Origin of the sequence: Butyricicoccus sp. AM78-15b2TA (assembly GCF_027665985.1) — a bacterium.
In the GTDB taxonomy this organism is placed as follows: domain Bacteria; phylum Bacillota; class Clostridia; order Oscillospirales; family Butyricicoccaceae; genus Agathobaculum; species Agathobaculum butyriciproducens.
Genome location: NZ_JAQEHY010000001.1, coordinates 89,818 through 105,083, shown reverse-complemented (window position 1 = coordinate 105,083; position 15,266 = coordinate 89,818). Strand labels below are relative to the sequence as shown.

The 15,266-nt window shown below is 55.2% G+C and carries 21 protein-coding genes; all 21 read left to right on the top strand.

Annotated features, from left to right (window positions below; translation table 11 throughout):
• The first annotated feature begins 1 nt into the window (after position 1).
• The 21 genes from PGS25_RS00575 to PGS25_RS00475 all read left to right on the top strand — a co-directional run bounded on the left by PGS25_RS00575 (position 2) and on the right by PGS25_RS00475 (position 15,168).
• Positions 2-367 (top strand): hypothetical protein, encoded by a 366-nt coding sequence (locus PGS25_RS00575; RefSeq protein ID WP_270417326.1) that lies wholly within the window; start codon positions 2-4, stop codon positions 365-367.
• The gene (locus PGS25_RS00570) at positions 367-813 is read left to right on the top strand and encodes an HK97 gp10 family phage protein (protein WP_270417324.1); all 447 of its coding nucleotides are present in this window, start codon (positions 367-369) and stop codon (positions 811-813) included. The genes PGS25_RS00575 and PGS25_RS00570 overlap by 1 nt, the downstream gene beginning before the upstream one ends.
• The gene (locus PGS25_RS00565) at positions 810-1,232 is read left to right on the top strand and encodes a phage tail terminator family protein (RefSeq protein ID WP_270417322.1); all 423 of its coding nucleotides are present in this window, start codon (positions 810-812) and stop codon (positions 1,230-1,232) included. Before PGS25_RS00570 ends, PGS25_RS00565 begins: the two co-directional genes overlap by 4 nt.
• Positions 1,222-1,404, top strand: coding sequence for a hypothetical protein (locus PGS25_RS00560; RefSeq protein WP_118647978.1), 183 nt, complete (start codon positions 1,222-1,224; stop codon positions 1,402-1,404). Before PGS25_RS00565 ends, PGS25_RS00560 begins: the two co-directional genes overlap by 11 nt.
• Complete coding sequence (locus PGS25_RS00555) at positions 1,405-2,727, top strand: phage tail sheath family protein (RefSeq protein WP_270417321.1); 1,323 nt, start codon at positions 1,405-1,407, stop codon at positions 2,725-2,727. It begins immediately after the preceding gene.
• A 14-nt stretch (positions 2,728-2,741) separates the two neighbouring features.
• Positions 2,742-3,218: a phage tail tube protein gene (locus PGS25_RS00550; RefSeq protein WP_270417320.1), complete on the top strand. Its 477-nt coding sequence runs from the start codon at positions 2,742-2,744 to the stop codon at positions 3,216-3,218.
• Positions 3,219-3,233: 15 nt separating this feature from the next.
• Positions 3,234-3,659: a phage tail assembly chaperone gene (locus PGS25_RS00545; protein WP_118729288.1), complete on the top strand. Its 426-nt coding sequence runs from the start codon at positions 3,234-3,236 to the stop codon at positions 3,657-3,659.
• Between the two features lie 193 nt (positions 3,660-3,852).
• Positions 3,853-5,706, top strand: a complete 1,854-nt coding sequence (locus PGS25_RS00540; RefSeq protein ID WP_270417319.1) for a tape measure protein — start codon at positions 3,853-3,855, stop codon at positions 5,704-5,706.
• Positions 5,706-6,422, top strand: coding sequence for a LysM peptidoglycan-binding domain-containing protein (locus PGS25_RS00535; protein WP_270417318.1), 717 nt, complete (start codon positions 5,706-5,708; stop codon positions 6,420-6,422). Before PGS25_RS00540 ends, PGS25_RS00535 begins: the two co-directional genes overlap by 1 nt.
• A 12-nt stretch (positions 6,423-6,434) precedes the next feature.
• Complete coding sequence (locus PGS25_RS00530) at positions 6,435-8,300, top strand: XkdQ/YqbQ family protein (RefSeq protein ID WP_270417317.1); 1,866 nt, start codon at positions 6,435-6,437, stop codon at positions 8,298-8,300.
• A 13-nt stretch (positions 8,301-8,313) separates the two neighbouring features.
• Positions 8,314-8,556, top strand: coding sequence for a DUF2577 domain-containing protein (locus tag PGS25_RS00525; protein WP_270417316.1), 243 nt, complete (start codon positions 8,314-8,316; stop codon positions 8,554-8,556).
• A complete protein-coding gene (locus tag PGS25_RS00520; protein WP_270417315.1) occupies positions 8,556-8,975 on the top strand; it encodes a DUF2634 domain-containing protein in 420 nt (139 codons plus the stop codon). Before PGS25_RS00525 ends, PGS25_RS00520 begins: the two co-directional genes overlap by 1 nt.
• Positions 8,972-10,054 (top strand): baseplate J/gp47 family protein, encoded by a 1,083-nt coding sequence (locus PGS25_RS00515; protein WP_270417314.1) that lies wholly within the window; start codon positions 8,972-8,974, stop codon positions 10,052-10,054. The genes PGS25_RS00520 and PGS25_RS00515 overlap by 4 nt, the downstream gene beginning before the upstream one ends.
• Complete coding sequence (locus PGS25_RS00510) at positions 10,051-10,611, top strand: putative phage tail protein (protein WP_270417313.1); 561 nt, start codon at positions 10,051-10,053, stop codon at positions 10,609-10,611. The genes PGS25_RS00515 and PGS25_RS00510 overlap by 4 nt, the downstream gene beginning before the upstream one ends.
• Positions 10,592-11,794 (top strand): hypothetical protein, encoded by a 1,203-nt coding sequence (locus PGS25_RS00505; RefSeq protein WP_270417312.1) that lies wholly within the window; start codon positions 10,592-10,594, stop codon positions 11,792-11,794. Before PGS25_RS00510 ends, PGS25_RS00505 begins: the two co-directional genes overlap by 20 nt.
• A gap of 12 nt (positions 11,795-11,806) precedes the next feature.
• Positions 11,807-12,163: a hypothetical protein gene (locus tag PGS25_RS00500; RefSeq protein ID WP_270417311.1), complete on the top strand. Its 357-nt coding sequence runs from the start codon at positions 11,807-11,809 to the stop codon at positions 12,161-12,163.
• A 16-nt stretch (positions 12,164-12,179) separates the two neighbouring features.
• Complete coding sequence (locus PGS25_RS00495; protein ID WP_270417309.1) at positions 12,180-12,311, top strand: hypothetical protein; 132 nt, start codon at positions 12,180-12,182, stop codon at positions 12,309-12,311.
• Between the two features lie 59 nt (positions 12,312-12,370).
• Entirely contained in the window at positions 12,371-12,682 is a 312-nt protein-coding gene (locus tag PGS25_RS00490; RefSeq protein WP_270417307.1) for a hypothetical protein, read from the top strand.
• A 17-nt stretch (positions 12,683-12,699) separates the two neighbouring features.
• A complete protein-coding gene (locus tag PGS25_RS00485; protein ID WP_270417306.1) occupies positions 12,700-12,969 on the top strand; it encodes a phage holin in 270 nt (89 codons plus the stop codon).
• A 46-nt stretch (positions 12,970-13,015) separates the two neighbouring features.
• On the top strand, positions 13,016-14,347 hold the full coding sequence (locus PGS25_RS00480) for an N-acetylmuramoyl-L-alanine amidase (protein ID WP_270417304.1): 1,332 nt from the start codon (positions 13,016-13,018) through the stop codon (positions 14,345-14,347).
• Positions 14,348-14,439: 92 nt separating this feature from the next.
• Positions 14,440-15,168 carry a hypothetical protein gene (locus tag PGS25_RS00475; RefSeq protein WP_270417303.1) on the top strand — a complete coding sequence of 243 codons (729 nt, stop codon included), beginning with the start codon at positions 14,440-14,442 and terminating at the stop codon, positions 15,166-15,168.
• Positions 15,169-15,266 lie beyond the last annotated feature (98 nt).

Sequence of the window (15,266 nt, the reverse complement as noted above, 5' to 3'; positions counted from 1 at the left end):
CATGCTCGGCAATCCGGAGCTGGAACGGGCGCTGCTGGAGCAGACCTATGACGGCGTGATGACCGTCACCGGCACAAGCAAGCAAACCGTGAATGGCGAAACCGTTGTTACACCGGATGCGGTGCTGCACGAGAATATTCCGTGTGCGCTGTCGTTTTCGGGCACACCGGACAGCAAAACGGACGCGAACAGCGGTCAGATCAGCTATCAGGCGACGATTTACTGTGCGCCGGAGCTGACGATTCCGGCAGGCTGCCGCATTGCGGTTCAGCAGTACGGCGCGACCTATCGGCTGAAATACAGCGGCGAAAGCGCGGTCTATCCGACCCATCAGCAGCTTTCTGCCGTCCGAGAGGAGCGAGCATAATGGCAAGCTGGGGAAGCTGTGATTTTCACGAGCTGCGCGACTTAAACGAACGCATTAAGGCCGCCGCCAGTGAACCGGAGATGGACGCTTTCTACACCGGCCTGCTCGATGAGATGATGAACGGACTGCTGACCGACGTCAAGGAGCTGACACCAGTTGACCGCGGTCATCTGCGGCGCAACTGGTTCATCACCAAGGCGAAGCGCAGCGGCAAGGTGTACCACGCGGATATTTATAACAATATCGAGTATGCACCATACGTCGAGAACGGCCACCGGCAGGAGGTCGGACGGTACGTTCCGGCCATCGGCAAGCGCCTTGTGAACGGCTTTGTCGAGGGCAAGCATATGCTGCGTGACAGCCTGTTCGACCTTCAGAAAGCCGCGCCGGACTTTATCAAGACCAAAAGCGAGGAATTTCTCAGCCGCATGATGGAGGGCAAATGATAAACACCACACAGGAAATCGTCGATAAGCTGCGCACGGTCTATCCATCGGAGCAGTACGACATCTATACCGAGTGTATCGAGCAGGGCTTCTCTGCGCCGTGCTTCTCCATTCGGCAGCTTCGTGCGGACGTCACGCCGTACCCGTCCGGTCTGCATGAGATCGTGCAGCACATGGACGTGCGGTTCTTCCCGTCGGACGGCCGTCCGCAGGAGCAGTGCCGGGAGATTGCACAGACACTCACGCTGCTGCTGCGGCGCACGGAGAGCCTGCGCGGCTCGAATCTCTCGTGGGAAATTACAGACGAGGTGCTGCACTTCTTCGCGGACTACCGGCAGTTTGTCCGGGAAATCCCAGAAGATATTCCGATGGAGAATTTGCAGACCACCGTAGGAACGGAGAACGAAAATGGCAGTTAAACGCAAAAACGAGGCAGGAGCACCGGCGTTTACCGGCGCACAGCTCCTGACCTTCGACAGATACCGCGAGCGGCGCGACCTGCTGGGTGTGCTGCTCGACAAGGATCAGCGCTACACCTTTTCCGAGGTGGACGCGCTCATTGATAACTTTATGAAAGGCAAGGTGAATTAAATGGCTTTAGGCGGCGGTATGTATACCGTACAGAACAAGGTTCTGCCCGGTGCGTACATCAACTTTGTGTCGGCGGCTCGCGCGTCTGCGACCCTGGGCGACCGCGGCACGGCGGCTTTCCCGCTGTCCCTCGACTGGGGACCGGAGAACGAGGTCGTGACCATCGAGAACAGCGAGTTCCAGAAGGGCTCACTTGCGCTGACCGGCTACGCCTACACGGCGGACGAGCTGCGTCCGCTGCGCGAGATCTTCGCAAATGCCAAGACGCTGCACTTGTTCCGTCTGAACAGCGGCGGTGCAAAGGCAGCTTGCAAGTACGCAGAGGCGAAGTATCCGGGCAAGATCGGCAACGAACTGAAGATCGTGATTCAGCAGAACGAGGGCTTCACGGTATCGACGAACGAGGTCTACGACGTTTCGACCTATATCGGCACGACCCTTGTGGACACGCAGAAGGCAGTTAAGGCGGTTTCCGACCTTTCCGACAACGACTATCTGCACTGGAAGGGCAGCGAGGCGCTGACCGAGAACGCAGGCCTGCTACTCACCGGCGGCACGACCGGCGCGGTGCAGGATGCAGCTTACCAGACGTTCCTCGACAAGATCGAGCCGTACAGCTTCAACGCGGTCGGCTGCGACACGAAGAACAGCACGGTCAAGGGTCTGTTCGCCAACTGGACGCGCCGCCTGCGTGATGAGCAGGGCGTGAAGTTCCAGTGCGTGCTGCATGGCTACCCGGCGGCGGACTATGAGGGCGTGATTTCCGTCAAGAACGGTCTGGTCGGTGCATCTGATGATACCTCGGCTGTCTACTGGACGACCGGCGCGGAATCCGCGTGCGCGGTCAACCGTTCGCTGACCAACTCGACCTACACCGGCGAGTACGACATCGACACGAACTACACGCAGACCCAGCTTGAAAAGGCGATCAAGGCGGGTGAGTTCACATTCCACCGTGTCGGTGACCAGACGCGCGTGCTGACCGACATCAACACCTTTGTGTCCGTCACGGACGAAAAGAGCGCGGATTTCTCGTCCAATCAGGTCATGCGCGTGCTCGACCAGATTGCGAATGACATTGCAAGCCTGTTCAACTCGAAGTACCTCGGCAAGGTGCAGAACGACGCAAGCGGCCGCGTGAGCCTGTGGAGCGACATTGTAGCGCACCACACCCAGCTCCAGACCATCCGCGCCATTGAGAACTTTGACAGCAGCAGCGTCACCGTGTCGCAGGGCGACATGAAGAAGTCCGTTGCGGTCGAGGACCATGTACAGCCGGTTTCCGCGATGGAACAGCTTTACATGAAAGTAATCGTTGAATAAAGGAGGGAAAAGTCATGCTGAACGCTCCTGTTATGGAAGCAAATGATGCGGTATCCGGTTCGATGGCCGAGTGCTACGTCACCATTGACGGCAACCGCTACAATATGATGCAGCTGTACAGCTTTGAGTCGTCCGCGAAGGTCAATTCGCAGGACGTGAAAATCCTCGGCCGTACCGGCATCGGTAAGAAGCCAACCGGCTGGTCCGGTTCGTGGAAGGGCACGGCGCACTTCAACCAGAGCGTGTTCCGCCGCTGGTTCCTGACCTACTGCAAGACCGGCAGGATGACGCCGTTTGAGATTCAGGTGTCCAACGAGGACCCGTCCTCGTCTGCCGGCCGTCAGACCATCACGCACACCGGCTGCCTGATCGACAGCTCGATTCTGGCGAAGTTCGACGCGGGCGATACCCTGCTCGATGAGGAGCTTTCCGGCACGTTTGATAACTGGGATATGCCGGAGGAATTTAACACGCTGTCCGGTATGGAATAAGGAGGAATTTGCACAATGGGTAATCTTACCGCATTTCTGGCGCAGAACGCCAAACAGGTTGAAAACGTAAGGCTGGTCGTGTCCGACCGCTTCACCGATGAGGACGGCAAGCCGCTCGAGTGGGAGGTGCGCTGCATTTCCTCGCGCGAGGACGAAACACTGCGCCGCGACTGCCAGTACCGCGTACAGGTGCCGGGCAAGCGCGGCAGCTTCCGTCAGGAATTCGACAACGTGCTGTACCTTGCCAAGCTGGCAGCCGCCTGCACGGTTTATCCGAACCTCAACGATGCAGAATTGCAGGACAGCTACGGCGTAAAGTGCGCCGAGGAGCTGATCTCGGCCATGCTGACGCCGGGTGAGTATACGAACTATACGGAAAAGCTGTTCGATATCTGCGGCTTCGGTGACAAGCTCGATCTGGTGGAACAGGCAAAAAACTGATTCGGGGCGGTGAGGGTTCTGATGATTATGAAGCGTATGCAGCGCATTATTGCCTGCAAAAGCTCCATATCCTACCGTCCGAATATTTAAGTCTGCCAAAGGAAGAACGGGCATTTATCTGGGCGTCTTGTGTCGTGCACAACGAGGACGAAAAGGCGGCTCTGGATAAAGCAAAACGAGGGAGGTGAGTTCTATGGCACTGTCAAATACCGTCCAGCTGCGCGACGGCATGAGTAATGTGCTCAGCCGTATTTCGTCCAGTCTGAGTACGGTCAACGACCGGTTTGAGCGGATGCAGAGCCTGACCGAACAGGCGGCGCCGACCGGTCTGTACGCACAATTTAACAGCGAATTGGTGGGTGTGCGCGAAGAACTCACCCGAACCGTGAGCGAAGTCGAGGAGCTGCGGAGCAGCATGACCTCGGCACAGCCGCCGGCAGAAAACCTGACGGCCTCACTTAAAAAGCTGGGCACCGCGTTCCTCGGCTCCAAGCTGGTGAGCGGTATCGTGCGTATGTCGGACGAAATGACGCAGACTACGGCGCGTCTGAACCTGATGAACGACGGTCTGCAAAGCACCGCCGACCTGCAGGAGCTGATCTATCAGTCGGCTATGCGTTCGCGCGGCGCGTACAACGCTACGGCGGATGCGGTCGCGAAGATGGGTCTGCTTGCCGGTGACGCATTCAGCAGCAATCAGGAAACGATCGCATTTGTCGAGCAGCTGAACAAGCAGTTCAAGATCGCCGGCACCTCGGCAGAGGGACAGGCCGCCGCCATGCTCCAGATCACGCAGGCCATGGGCTCCGGCGTGCTGCGCGGTGAGGAGCTGAACTCGGTATTCGAGCAGGCACCGACCATCATTCAGTCGATTGCGGATTACCTCGGCGTGTCGGTCGGTGAGATCCGCAGCATGGCGCAGGAGGGCGAGCTGACAGCAAGCGTTGTCAAGTCCGCGCTGCTGTCCTCGGCGGAGGAAACCAACCGGAAGTTCAGCGAGATTCCGCTCACCTGGTCGGACGTCTGGACGCAAGCCAGCAACATGGCGATCATGGCCTTGCAGCCGCTGCTCGAAGCCATCAACTGGGTGGCGAACAATATTGAGGTCATCGGCCCGCTGGTGCTTGCGGCTGCGGCAGCCTTTGCGCTGTTTGCGGTGGCCGCCAACTGGACGAAGATCTGTGCTGCGGCTACGAAGGCGCTGACCGCCGCGCAGAAGATGCTCAATGCGGTGATGTCGCTCAACCCGATCGTGCTGATTATCGGCTCGATCATCATTCTGATCGGCGTGATCGCCGCGTACATCAACTACACGAACCGGGCAAAGAACGAAACGACGAGCGCCGTCGGCGTGATCTGCGGCCTGTTCGCGATGGCAGGTGCGTTCGTCTACAATATGTTCTATCTGCCGGTCTACAACGTCATTGCCGACCTTATCAACTTCCTCGGCAACGTGTTCCAGCACCCGATTGCATCGATCGAGATTTTGTTTTTGCAGCTCAGCCAGTATGTTGTCGGCGTCATCCGCGGTATGGTGAGGACGATTGAGAAGCTCATCAACCTTATTCCGGGTGTGAAGATCAACATCACCAGCGGCCTGGACGCGTTCTACGACAGCTACACCGACAGAATCCAGAAGATCAAGGATCAGTCCGGGTGGACGGAGTACGTTAAGCACAAGGAGAAGATCGAGTATTCGACGGCTTACGCCAACGGTTACAACTGGGGCGCAAACCTCCAGAACAGCATCTCTGAAAAGCTGGGTCTTGACCTGCCGGACGATCCGGCAACGGGTTTGCTGTCCAACATCGCGGACAACACCGCCCAGATTGCGGACGATGTGAGCGTATCCTCGGACGACATCAAGCTGCTGCGCGATATTGCGGAGCGGCAGGTCATCAACAAGTACACCACCGCCGAGATCAAGGTGGAAATGGTCAACCACAACAACATCTCGAACGAGATGGATCTGGACGGCGTAGTCAATCTGCTGGAAGCCAAGGTCACCGAGGCGCTTGTCACCAGTGCGGAAGGAGTGCACATCTGATGTATGAATTTTATATGGCTGGTGTGCGCCTTCCGGTCACGCCGAGTGCGCTGACCATCAAGATCAGCAATCAGAACAAGACCATCAACCTCATCAACGAGGGTCAGGTGAACGTCCTGAAAGCGCCGGGGCTGTCGAAAATCAGCTTTTCGGCGCTGCTGCCGAACAGGGAATACCCGTTTGCCTGGTATCCGAACGGGTATCAGCCGGCGCAGTATTACATGAGCAAGTTGGAATCGCTCAAGACCGCCCGCAAGCCGTTTGAGTTCTCGGTTATCCGCATAGACGACAGCGGCGAACAGCTGATGAGCGCACAGCCAATGACGGTTTCGCTCGAAAGCTATGAGCTTGCTGAGGATGCCGGAAGCTACGGCGTTGACGTGATGGCAAAGATTGAATTGCTGCAATACGCGCCGTACCATACCAAGTCTATCGAGTTCAAGAAGAGCGAGAGCAGCAGTTCCGGCACGAAAAAAGCGACCGTCACACAAAAGCGCGACACCACGACTGCACCTAAGAACAAGACGTACACCGTCAAGCAGGGTGATACCCTGTGGGATATTGCCCGTGTACAGTTGGGAAACGGGACTAAGTGGACGAGCATTTACAGCCTGAACAAGACGGTCATCGAAGCCGCAGCGAAGAAATACGGTAGGTCGAGCAGCAGTAACGGTTGGTGGATTTATCCCGGAACCGTGCTCAAGCTGCCGGGTTAAGGAGGGGATAGCATGGGTAAATATGTTTGGCCGTGTCCATCCTACTCGCGCATTTCGAGCGGCTACGGCAACCGCACCTGCCCGTTCCACGGCAAGGAGTTCCACGACGGTGTAGACCTCGCTGCGGCAAGCGGCGTACCAATCCTTGCATTTGGTCCCGGTACGGTCACGAAGTCCGGCTGGTACGGCGGTTACGGCAACTACATCAGCATCGACCACGGCGGCGGTCTGATGAGCTTTTACGGGCACGCTTCGGCGCTCTACGTCAGGCAGGGCGCAAAAGTCACCGCCGGTCAGAAAATCGCGGCCGTTGGTACAACTGGCAGCTCGACTGGCTGTCACCTGCATTTCGGTATGCACAAGAACGGCTCGTCCGTCAATCCGCTGAACTACGTTTCTTCCGGCGATACGCTCGCCAAGTATTCCGGCGCGAAGTCGGGTGGTACGGCAACAAATACGGTTAAGGCGCTCTTTACCGCCTATTATCCTGCGAATAATGCCATGGAGGGCGGGTTTCTTGACGCACTGGGAAACAAACTTGACCCGAGCAAGCACACCTGTGCTGCACCGCCAAGCGTACCTTTTGGGACGAAAATCACCGTGCAGGGTACAGGTACAGCGCTTGACGGCGTGACCTACACCGTCAATGACCGCGGCGGCATGATTCAAATCGAAAACGGCGTGTACCACTTCGACCTCTTGATGTCCTCGAACGCTGAGTGCAACCGCTGGGGCAAGAAGTACGGCAAAGCCATCATCGGCGGCTCGTCCGGCTCGACCTCTTCGGGCACGAGCACCGAGAAAGAGAAGAAGAAGGACATCACGACCGTTGTTGTTAAGTCTGTCACCGGCGCGGCGGGCACGCGCAAGGAGATCCTGCGGGATGTGCCGTCCTGCCAGATGCCGGGCGCCGAGCTGATCATCCAGAACAGGAACGGTCAGCTTCAGCAGCCGATGATCGAGGGCGACATCGTGTGGGAAACCACCCGCAGCGGCGCGGCATCCTCGCTGACGTTTACGGTGGTCAAGGATGATACCCTCAATTTTCACGAGGGCAATCCGGTGTCGTTCCGATTCAATGGTGCGAACGTGTTCTATGGGTATGTGTTCAAGAAGTCGCGCTCAGACAATCGGCTGATTAAGGTTACGGCCTATGACCAGCTGCGCTACTTCAAAAACAAGGACACCATCAGCTATACGAACAAGACCTATGCCGATGTGCTGAAAATGCTGGCTGCGGACTACGGCCTCAAGGTCGGTACCGTGACCGACACCAAGTACAAGATTCCGCAGAGGATTGAGGAAGGAACGCTTTTCGATATGCTCGGCAATGCGTCCGACCTCACAATCATCAATACCGGCAAGGTGTATGTGCTCTACGACGATTTCGGCAAGTTGTGCCTCAAACCCTACGAGAGCCTGCTCCTGCCGCTCTACATCGACGAGGACACGGCCCAGGGTTACAGCTACACCTCGTCCATCGACAGCGACGTGTACAACCGCATCAAGCTGGCGTGGGACAATGATGAAACCGGCGTCAGAGAGGTTCATGTGATGAACAACACGGCAAGCCAGAGCAAATGGGGCACGCTCCAGTATTACGAAAAGCTGGATAACGCCCTTAACACCGCCGATTTGCAGACCAAGGCAAAGGCGCTGATGAAATACTACAACGTTATTCACCGCGAGTTGACCATGCAGAAGGTTTTCGGTGATGTTCGGGCGCGTGCCGGTACTTCGGTCTGCGTCGGCATGGGCCTTGGTGATATCAATATCAAGAACTATATGTGTATTGAGAAAGCAAAGCACACGTTCAGCAACGGTCTTTACACGATGGACCTGTATTTGAGCGGAATCCGAGGTGAGTTTAGTGCCTAATATGTTTAACGCTATGAAACAGATCGCAGAAAACGTCTTTGAAGCAAGGCGGCCTGCTGACTGGTGTTACGGAAAGGTCATCTCGCTTGACCCGTTTCAGGTGCAGATTGACCAGAAACTGCCGCTCAAAAAAGAGTTTCTGGCCGTCCGTACTGGCATGAGCGCGTCCTCGTTTAAGGTAGGGGACAAGCTCATTCTGCTAAGGAAACAGGGCGGTCAGGAATATCTCATTTTAGACAAGAAAGGGGCGCTGTAATGCTGCCGACAGAGTATAATGACGATCTCGTGCAGGATTTCGAGATTGAAACACAGCCTACGCGCACCTATGCGCTGCGGTTTGACGGCTACCCGTGTTCCGGCGGCAAACTGGACGGACTGGAAGCCATGAAGCAGGCGATCTTCCTGATTCTCCAGACCGAACGGTTTCAGTACGCGATTTACAGCTGGAATTACGGTATCGAGCTGAACGCCCTGCTCGGTCAGACCATGACGCCGTATCTGCAGGCCAAGGTCGCCAAGGCGATTGAAGATGCGCTCATGGCAGACGATCGTGTGCTCTCGGTTGAACAGTTCTCGTTTACCAAGGGCAAGCGCAATCTGCTTGTAAAGTTTATCGTAACCACGACCGAGGGCGACGTCGAAAGCGAATTTGAGTTTGGAGGTGAAGCGGCATGATCGGACGATACTCGGACGAAATGACGTTTGACTACATTATGAACCGTATGCTGGAATCCGTGCCGGACACCGTGGACAAGCGCGAGGGCAGCATTATCTACGATGCGCTTGCGCCGGCGGCCGCAGAACTGGTCAAATGCTACATGGAACTGGACGTCGTGATGGACGAAACCTTTGTTGATACAGCGTCGCTCCAGTACCTTATGCTGCGCTGCAAAGAGCGCGGCGTAGCCATTCAGGGCGAAACGGCTGCTGTTATCGAGGGCGTGTTCACGCCGTCCAGTGTGGAGCTGACCGCGGGCTTGCGGTTCAACTGCGACGAGGTGAACTACACCATCACAGAAAAGATATCGGCGGGTCACTACAAGCTCGAGGCCGAAACGCTCGGCACGGTCGGCAACAAGTACACCGGTCTGCTGTTACCGATCCAGACGGTCAACGGATTGGAAACCGCCCAGATTGCGGCGGTGCTCATTCCGGCCGAGGACGGCGACACGACCGACACCCTGCGTGAGAAGTATTACGCCAGCATTGACGGTGAAGCGTTCGGCGGCAACGTGGCCGACTACCGCGAGAAGGTCAACGCGATTACCGGCGTGGGCGGTGTCAAGGTCTATCCGGTATGGAACGGCGGCGGTACGGTAAAGCTGACTATTATCGCGTCCGACTTCACCGCGCCGAGCAGCGAACTGATTTCTAAGGTGCAGACCGCCATCGACCCCGAGCAGAATCACGGCGAGGGTCTGGGGCTCGCGCCGATCGGGCATACCGTGACCGTCACCGGCGCGAAGTACGCCGACCTCACCGTTGCGGCGAACATCACCTTTGCCGCAGGCTGGAACTGGGAGAACGGCAAGTCGCAGCTTGTCAGCGCCGCCAATGCGTATCTCGATGAGCTGTGCAAAGCCTGGGCAGACAGCGAAACAACGGTGGTTCGTATCTCACAGATCGAAACACACCTGCTGACCGCGGATTGTGTGGTCGACGTGGACGGCACGACCGTCAATGGCGATACCAAGAACATTGAACTGGCTGCGGACGAGATTCCGCGGCTGAAAACGATTGGCGGTGCACCGTGAGAAAGAAGCTGCAAGACTACCTGCCGCCGATCCTGCTGAAAACCTACGAGTTTCCGCTTTTGTGCGACACTGAGCAGCCGGAGATTGACCGCCTGCGTGATGCCGCTGATGCGGTACTTGACGCGCAGTTTCTAAGCACGGCAGGGGAGTACGCAATTTCGCGCTACGAGAAGATCTTCGGCGTTGTGCCGCAGGACACCGACACGCTCGACGAGCGCCGGTTTAAGGTGCTGACCAGAATCAACACACAGCTGCCGTTTTCCGTGCGGCGGCTCAGACAGCAGCTCGCGACACTCTGCGGCGCGGACGGCTATAAGCTCGAGGTGAACGGCGCGGTCTACACTCTGACCGTCAAAGTTGCGTTGACCGCGAAACGCAATCAGCAGGCGGTTGAAGAACTGCTCGCGGACATTGTGCCTGCGAATATGGTCTGCACAACATCGTTGCTCTACAACACATGGGAGCAGATCAAGCGACTGACGTGGGGTGAGCTGAAAAAGCTCACCTGGCGAGAAATTAAGGAGGAGGTTTTGCCAGATGGCGCAGAAAACACCTAACTATAATCTGAACAAGCCTGGCTACGAGGATTTCGGCGACGTTGACACGCTGAACGAAAACTTTGAGAAGATCGACAAAGTCCTTGCCGCAACCGACCCGACCAAGGTCACCACCAAGGCCGAACCGGCCGACGCAGACGGCGTGATGATCGCGGACAGCGCGGACGGCGGCAAGGCAAAGCGGCTGCTGTGGTCGAGCGTTAAGACGGCGCTCGGCAAGCTGTTCGTACCGCTGACGCGGACGGTGAACGGGAAGACGCTGGCGGAAGATGTGACGCTGACGGGCGATGACATTGCGGTCTCGATCGCCGACTCTACTCCGATTTCTGGCGCGGTAAAATACCGTACAAACCCGAACCTGCTCGATAACTGGTACTTCGGCAACCCGGTGAACCAGAGGGGGCAGACGGAGTATACGGAGGACACTACATACACGATTGACCGATGGTGGTTGCAATACGACACGACGCTTAGCGTTGTTGATGGTGGTATAAAAATTGGCGGCAAATGGGATGTGCAGCAATACTTCGAAAACACTTTACCGAATGCGACATATACGCTGTCTCTACTTTACAAAGATAGAACGGGTTCTGATCCGCTACGCTTGATTGCCGGAAATCGAACGGATGGCGACATTGCCCAAACAGAAAGCAAAGATGCAAGCGGTATTCTCAGCGTTACGTTTTCGACCGCCACATCAAATAAAGTCTATTTCGGTTTTGCTGGTTCAGTAGATAACTCCGCTACCATTATCGCCGCCAAACTCGAACTCGGCTCCACGCAGACCCTTGCGCACAAGGAAAACGGCGTTTGGGTTCTTAACGAAATCCCTGATTTCGGGGAGCAGTTGAGGAGGTGTCAGAGGTACTTATTTTCTACGCGAGGTACAACTAACTATGTCTGTGCTGGGTCAGGATACATCTCCGTAGATGGAACCGAAGCAATAATCGTTGTTCCCACTCCAGTTTCGCTGAGAGCTACTCCCGTCTGCATGGTAAACGGAATACTACACGTTGACACGAGTTACGGCGAAGGCGTAACTGTCAATAATGTTTCCCTCTTGAACGTTGGCAACGGGTCTGTGGGTATCCGCATGAAAATTACAGGAAGCGCGACGCCTAAATCTCCATGCTTTATGTGGATAGATATAAACAACAATCTACTATTCTCCGCTGATCTGTAAGGAGGTGACACTATGCAAACCCCAAAATCCCGTGTTTACGTCCAGACGGACGAGACCGGTCGTGTGCTGCGGTTAGAGGGAGAATATTCCCTTCCGGCAGACCTCGCCGGTTGGGTAAAAATTGATGAAGGCTTTGGAGATAAATTTTCGCTCGCGCAGAGCCATTATCTCGATAAGCCGCTCTATGACGGCGCGGTTCCGCGCTACAAACTCGTAGCCGAAAAGGTTGTAGCGCGAACCCCTGAGGAAATCGAGGCGGATAAGGCGGCGCTGCCTAAGCCTGAGCCAACCGCAGAGGACGACACAAATGCTATGATCGTAGATCACGAATATAGATTGACCCTGCTTGAACTGGGTCTGAACGAATGAGAGGAGGTGAAAAATTATGCTGTATCGCACCTTGAAGCGCATGATCGAGCGCGGCCAGACGGACGGCTTGGAGGACAAGCTGGACATCTTTTTCGCGGCGGGCAAGTTGACCGAGGCAGAGTACAATGAGCTGCTGGGTCTGCTGTAACTGTAATGATAGTGGGGGACGGGGAGCCGTCCCTCCGCCTTAAAAAAGGAGGAATGTAAATGGACGGTTCCATTTCCCGCGCAGAGCACGAAGAGTTTCGCCGACGGCTCGAAGAAGAAAATCGTCGGCAGGACAAGCGCATCGAACTGCTGGAGGATAATATTCGGGAGCTTAATCAGCTGACCGCCTCGGTCGGCAAGCTGGCCACCAGCATTGAGAGCATGGTCAAGGAGCAGGAAAAGCAGGGCAAGCGGCTGGAAACGCTCGAGGACCGCGACGGCGCGATGTGGCGCAAGATCGTGGCCTACGGCGCGACGGCGCTCGTCGGTATTTTCATCGGCTATATCGCGCAGCAGCTTGGCCTGAACTGAGAAAGAGAGGTACTTATATGAACTGGAAAATTCGACTGAAGAACCCGGTATTCTGGGTGCAGGTACTTACCGGCGCGCTGGCGACCGTTCTGGCGTACAGCGGGCTGACGGCCGAGAGCATGACCACATGGGCGGGACTGTGGAGCGTTATTACCGGCGCGTTCAGCAATCCGTACTGCCTGTTCCTGGTGGCAAGCAATATCTGGAGTGCTCTGAATGACCCGACTACTTCCGGCATTTCTGATAGCGCACGGGCAAAGGGCTACACTGCGCCCTCAGCGGAGTAAAATGGACTTGAAAGTTTCTTTCAAGTAGATGAAAGGAGAATTCAGCATGAGCATTCGCTGCGATATTTACGACCGCAAGCTGTATGACATCTGGTTCGCAGCAGCACCCTACGCTGCTGCGTCCAAACCTGCGAAGAGCCTGAAGCAGTGGGCGACTGAAGAAAAAGCAGACGTGGTGTATAACCTCGCACTGTTCAATATGACAGGGCAGGGGAGCGACAAGTACGGCGTTATCAAGGGCCGAACCTTGCAGTACCTCAAGGCCAAGGGCAAGGTCTGCGGCTATGGCGGTACGGCCGAACGGTTGAGCCTCGGCTCAGAGAATGTTGTTTCTGGCTGGAAGCTGGCAATCAAGGACGGCAAGGTGAACGGATCTCTCGGCAAGTCCGACCGGCGCAGCCGTAATATGTGCGGTCTGCTGACGGACGGCCGGTATATCCATGTGCAGACTTCGGCCAGTCACACCGAGTTGGAAGTTGCGCAGTACGTCCGCGATCACTACGACGTCAAGCTGCTGCTCGTACAGGACGCAGGCGGCAGCACCGGCATGTATCGCGTGTCGGACGGCTACCTGTTCGCGCCGGAAAAAGAGGGTACGAACGGCAGGCCGGTGTGCAGCGTAGTCTGCATTAAACACAAAGCAAACATTCCAAAGGAGGAGAAAACTATGAGCAAGAAGGTATTTATCGGCGTCGGCCACGGCGGCAGCGACAGCGGTGCGGTCGGCTATATCGTCGAAAAGGAAGCAAACCTCGTGATGGCGCTGGCGTGCCGTGATTATCTGACCGCGCACGGCGTTGAGGTGCGCATGAGCCGCACCAATGATGAGGAGGATCCCATCAATGAGGAAGTGCGCGAATGCAATGCGTACAATCCTGATCTGGCTATCGACGTGCACAACAACAGCGGCGGCGGTGATGGCTTTGAGGTATTCCATACCATCCACGGCGGCACCGGCAAGGTGCTCGCGCAGAACATTGAGAAGCAGGTTATCAAAATCGGACAGAACAGCCGCGGCTGCAAGACCCGACAGGGCCAGCGCGGCGATTATTATGCGTTTGTGCGCGATACCAAGTGTCCGGCAGTAATCTGCGAGGGTGTGTTCGTGGACACGAAGGCGGACGCTGCTCAGGCGGGCACCAAGGCAAAGCAGCAGACGTTCGGCATCGCATACGCCAAGGGTATCCTCGATACGCTCGGCATTAAGTATGACACTTCGACCGCCAAGCCGGCAGAACCGGAAATCGATGCCGAGACGCAGGCGGCAATCACTAAGGTGCAGCAGGCGTCCGGCCTCAGCGACAAGACCATGCAGTACCTGCTCGATTATGAGTATGGCGTGGAGCTGGTCCATAAGCTGGCGAAAGCGTTAGAGTAAATAACATCCCCCTCTGAAAGTATTGGCTTTCGGAGGGGGGCTTACTTGTAAATATAAACTCCATGTGCTATCCTGTAAATGGAGGGATATGTGTGTGGTTAATAAAAAAGGTAAAGCCATTGCTTTTTAAGATTATCTCGGTGATTTGTATAGCAATGTGGTCAGCACCATTAATTATGAGAATTAACAATGTGGGCATAGGTTTTGACATTAATTCTGATACATTAAGTACATATTATACATTTTTGGGATCGGTATCTATTGTTTTTGCAGTTTTCCAATATCATTGGAGTGATCAGAGAAACAGAAAAGAAAAGGCGATTGAGGCCACTCGTGAGTGGAATATACGACTAAATGAAGTGGGATCGGCTGCTCGTAAATTGGTTGATAGTCTTAGTGAGACCAGCTGTAAGAGGATATGGAATGAAGAACCGTTTCAGATAAAATGTCATTACGAAAACGATGAGGAGTATACAACACAACTCAGACGATTTCGAACAATATTTGCAGATGATCAACAAATATGTGCGAATATTGAGAAAGCATTCGGAAATGATTCTTTTGATGTGGATGATGTAGCAGTATCGAAATTGCGCTGGATTATCATAGATTATTTGAATTCTTTGGAAAGTGTATTGGTTGCATGGAAATCAGATATTGTAGATCGGAAAATTATTGAGCAAGAATTCGGGTATTTGATCAAAGATGGGGCAGCAACATTAGAAACATTTCGAAGAGTAGCGGGCGGAGCAAATACATTTCCGGCGATACAAGATTTTGTGACTGCTATGGCTGATAAACAGAAGAAAAAGAATCGTTAAAATATGAATATGTTTGAGAACAGGGAATGTGGCACTAACTGTGGGAGTAAAGCAGTTGACCATGTAAATATGACGTAATATCTACACAATTTGCGCGT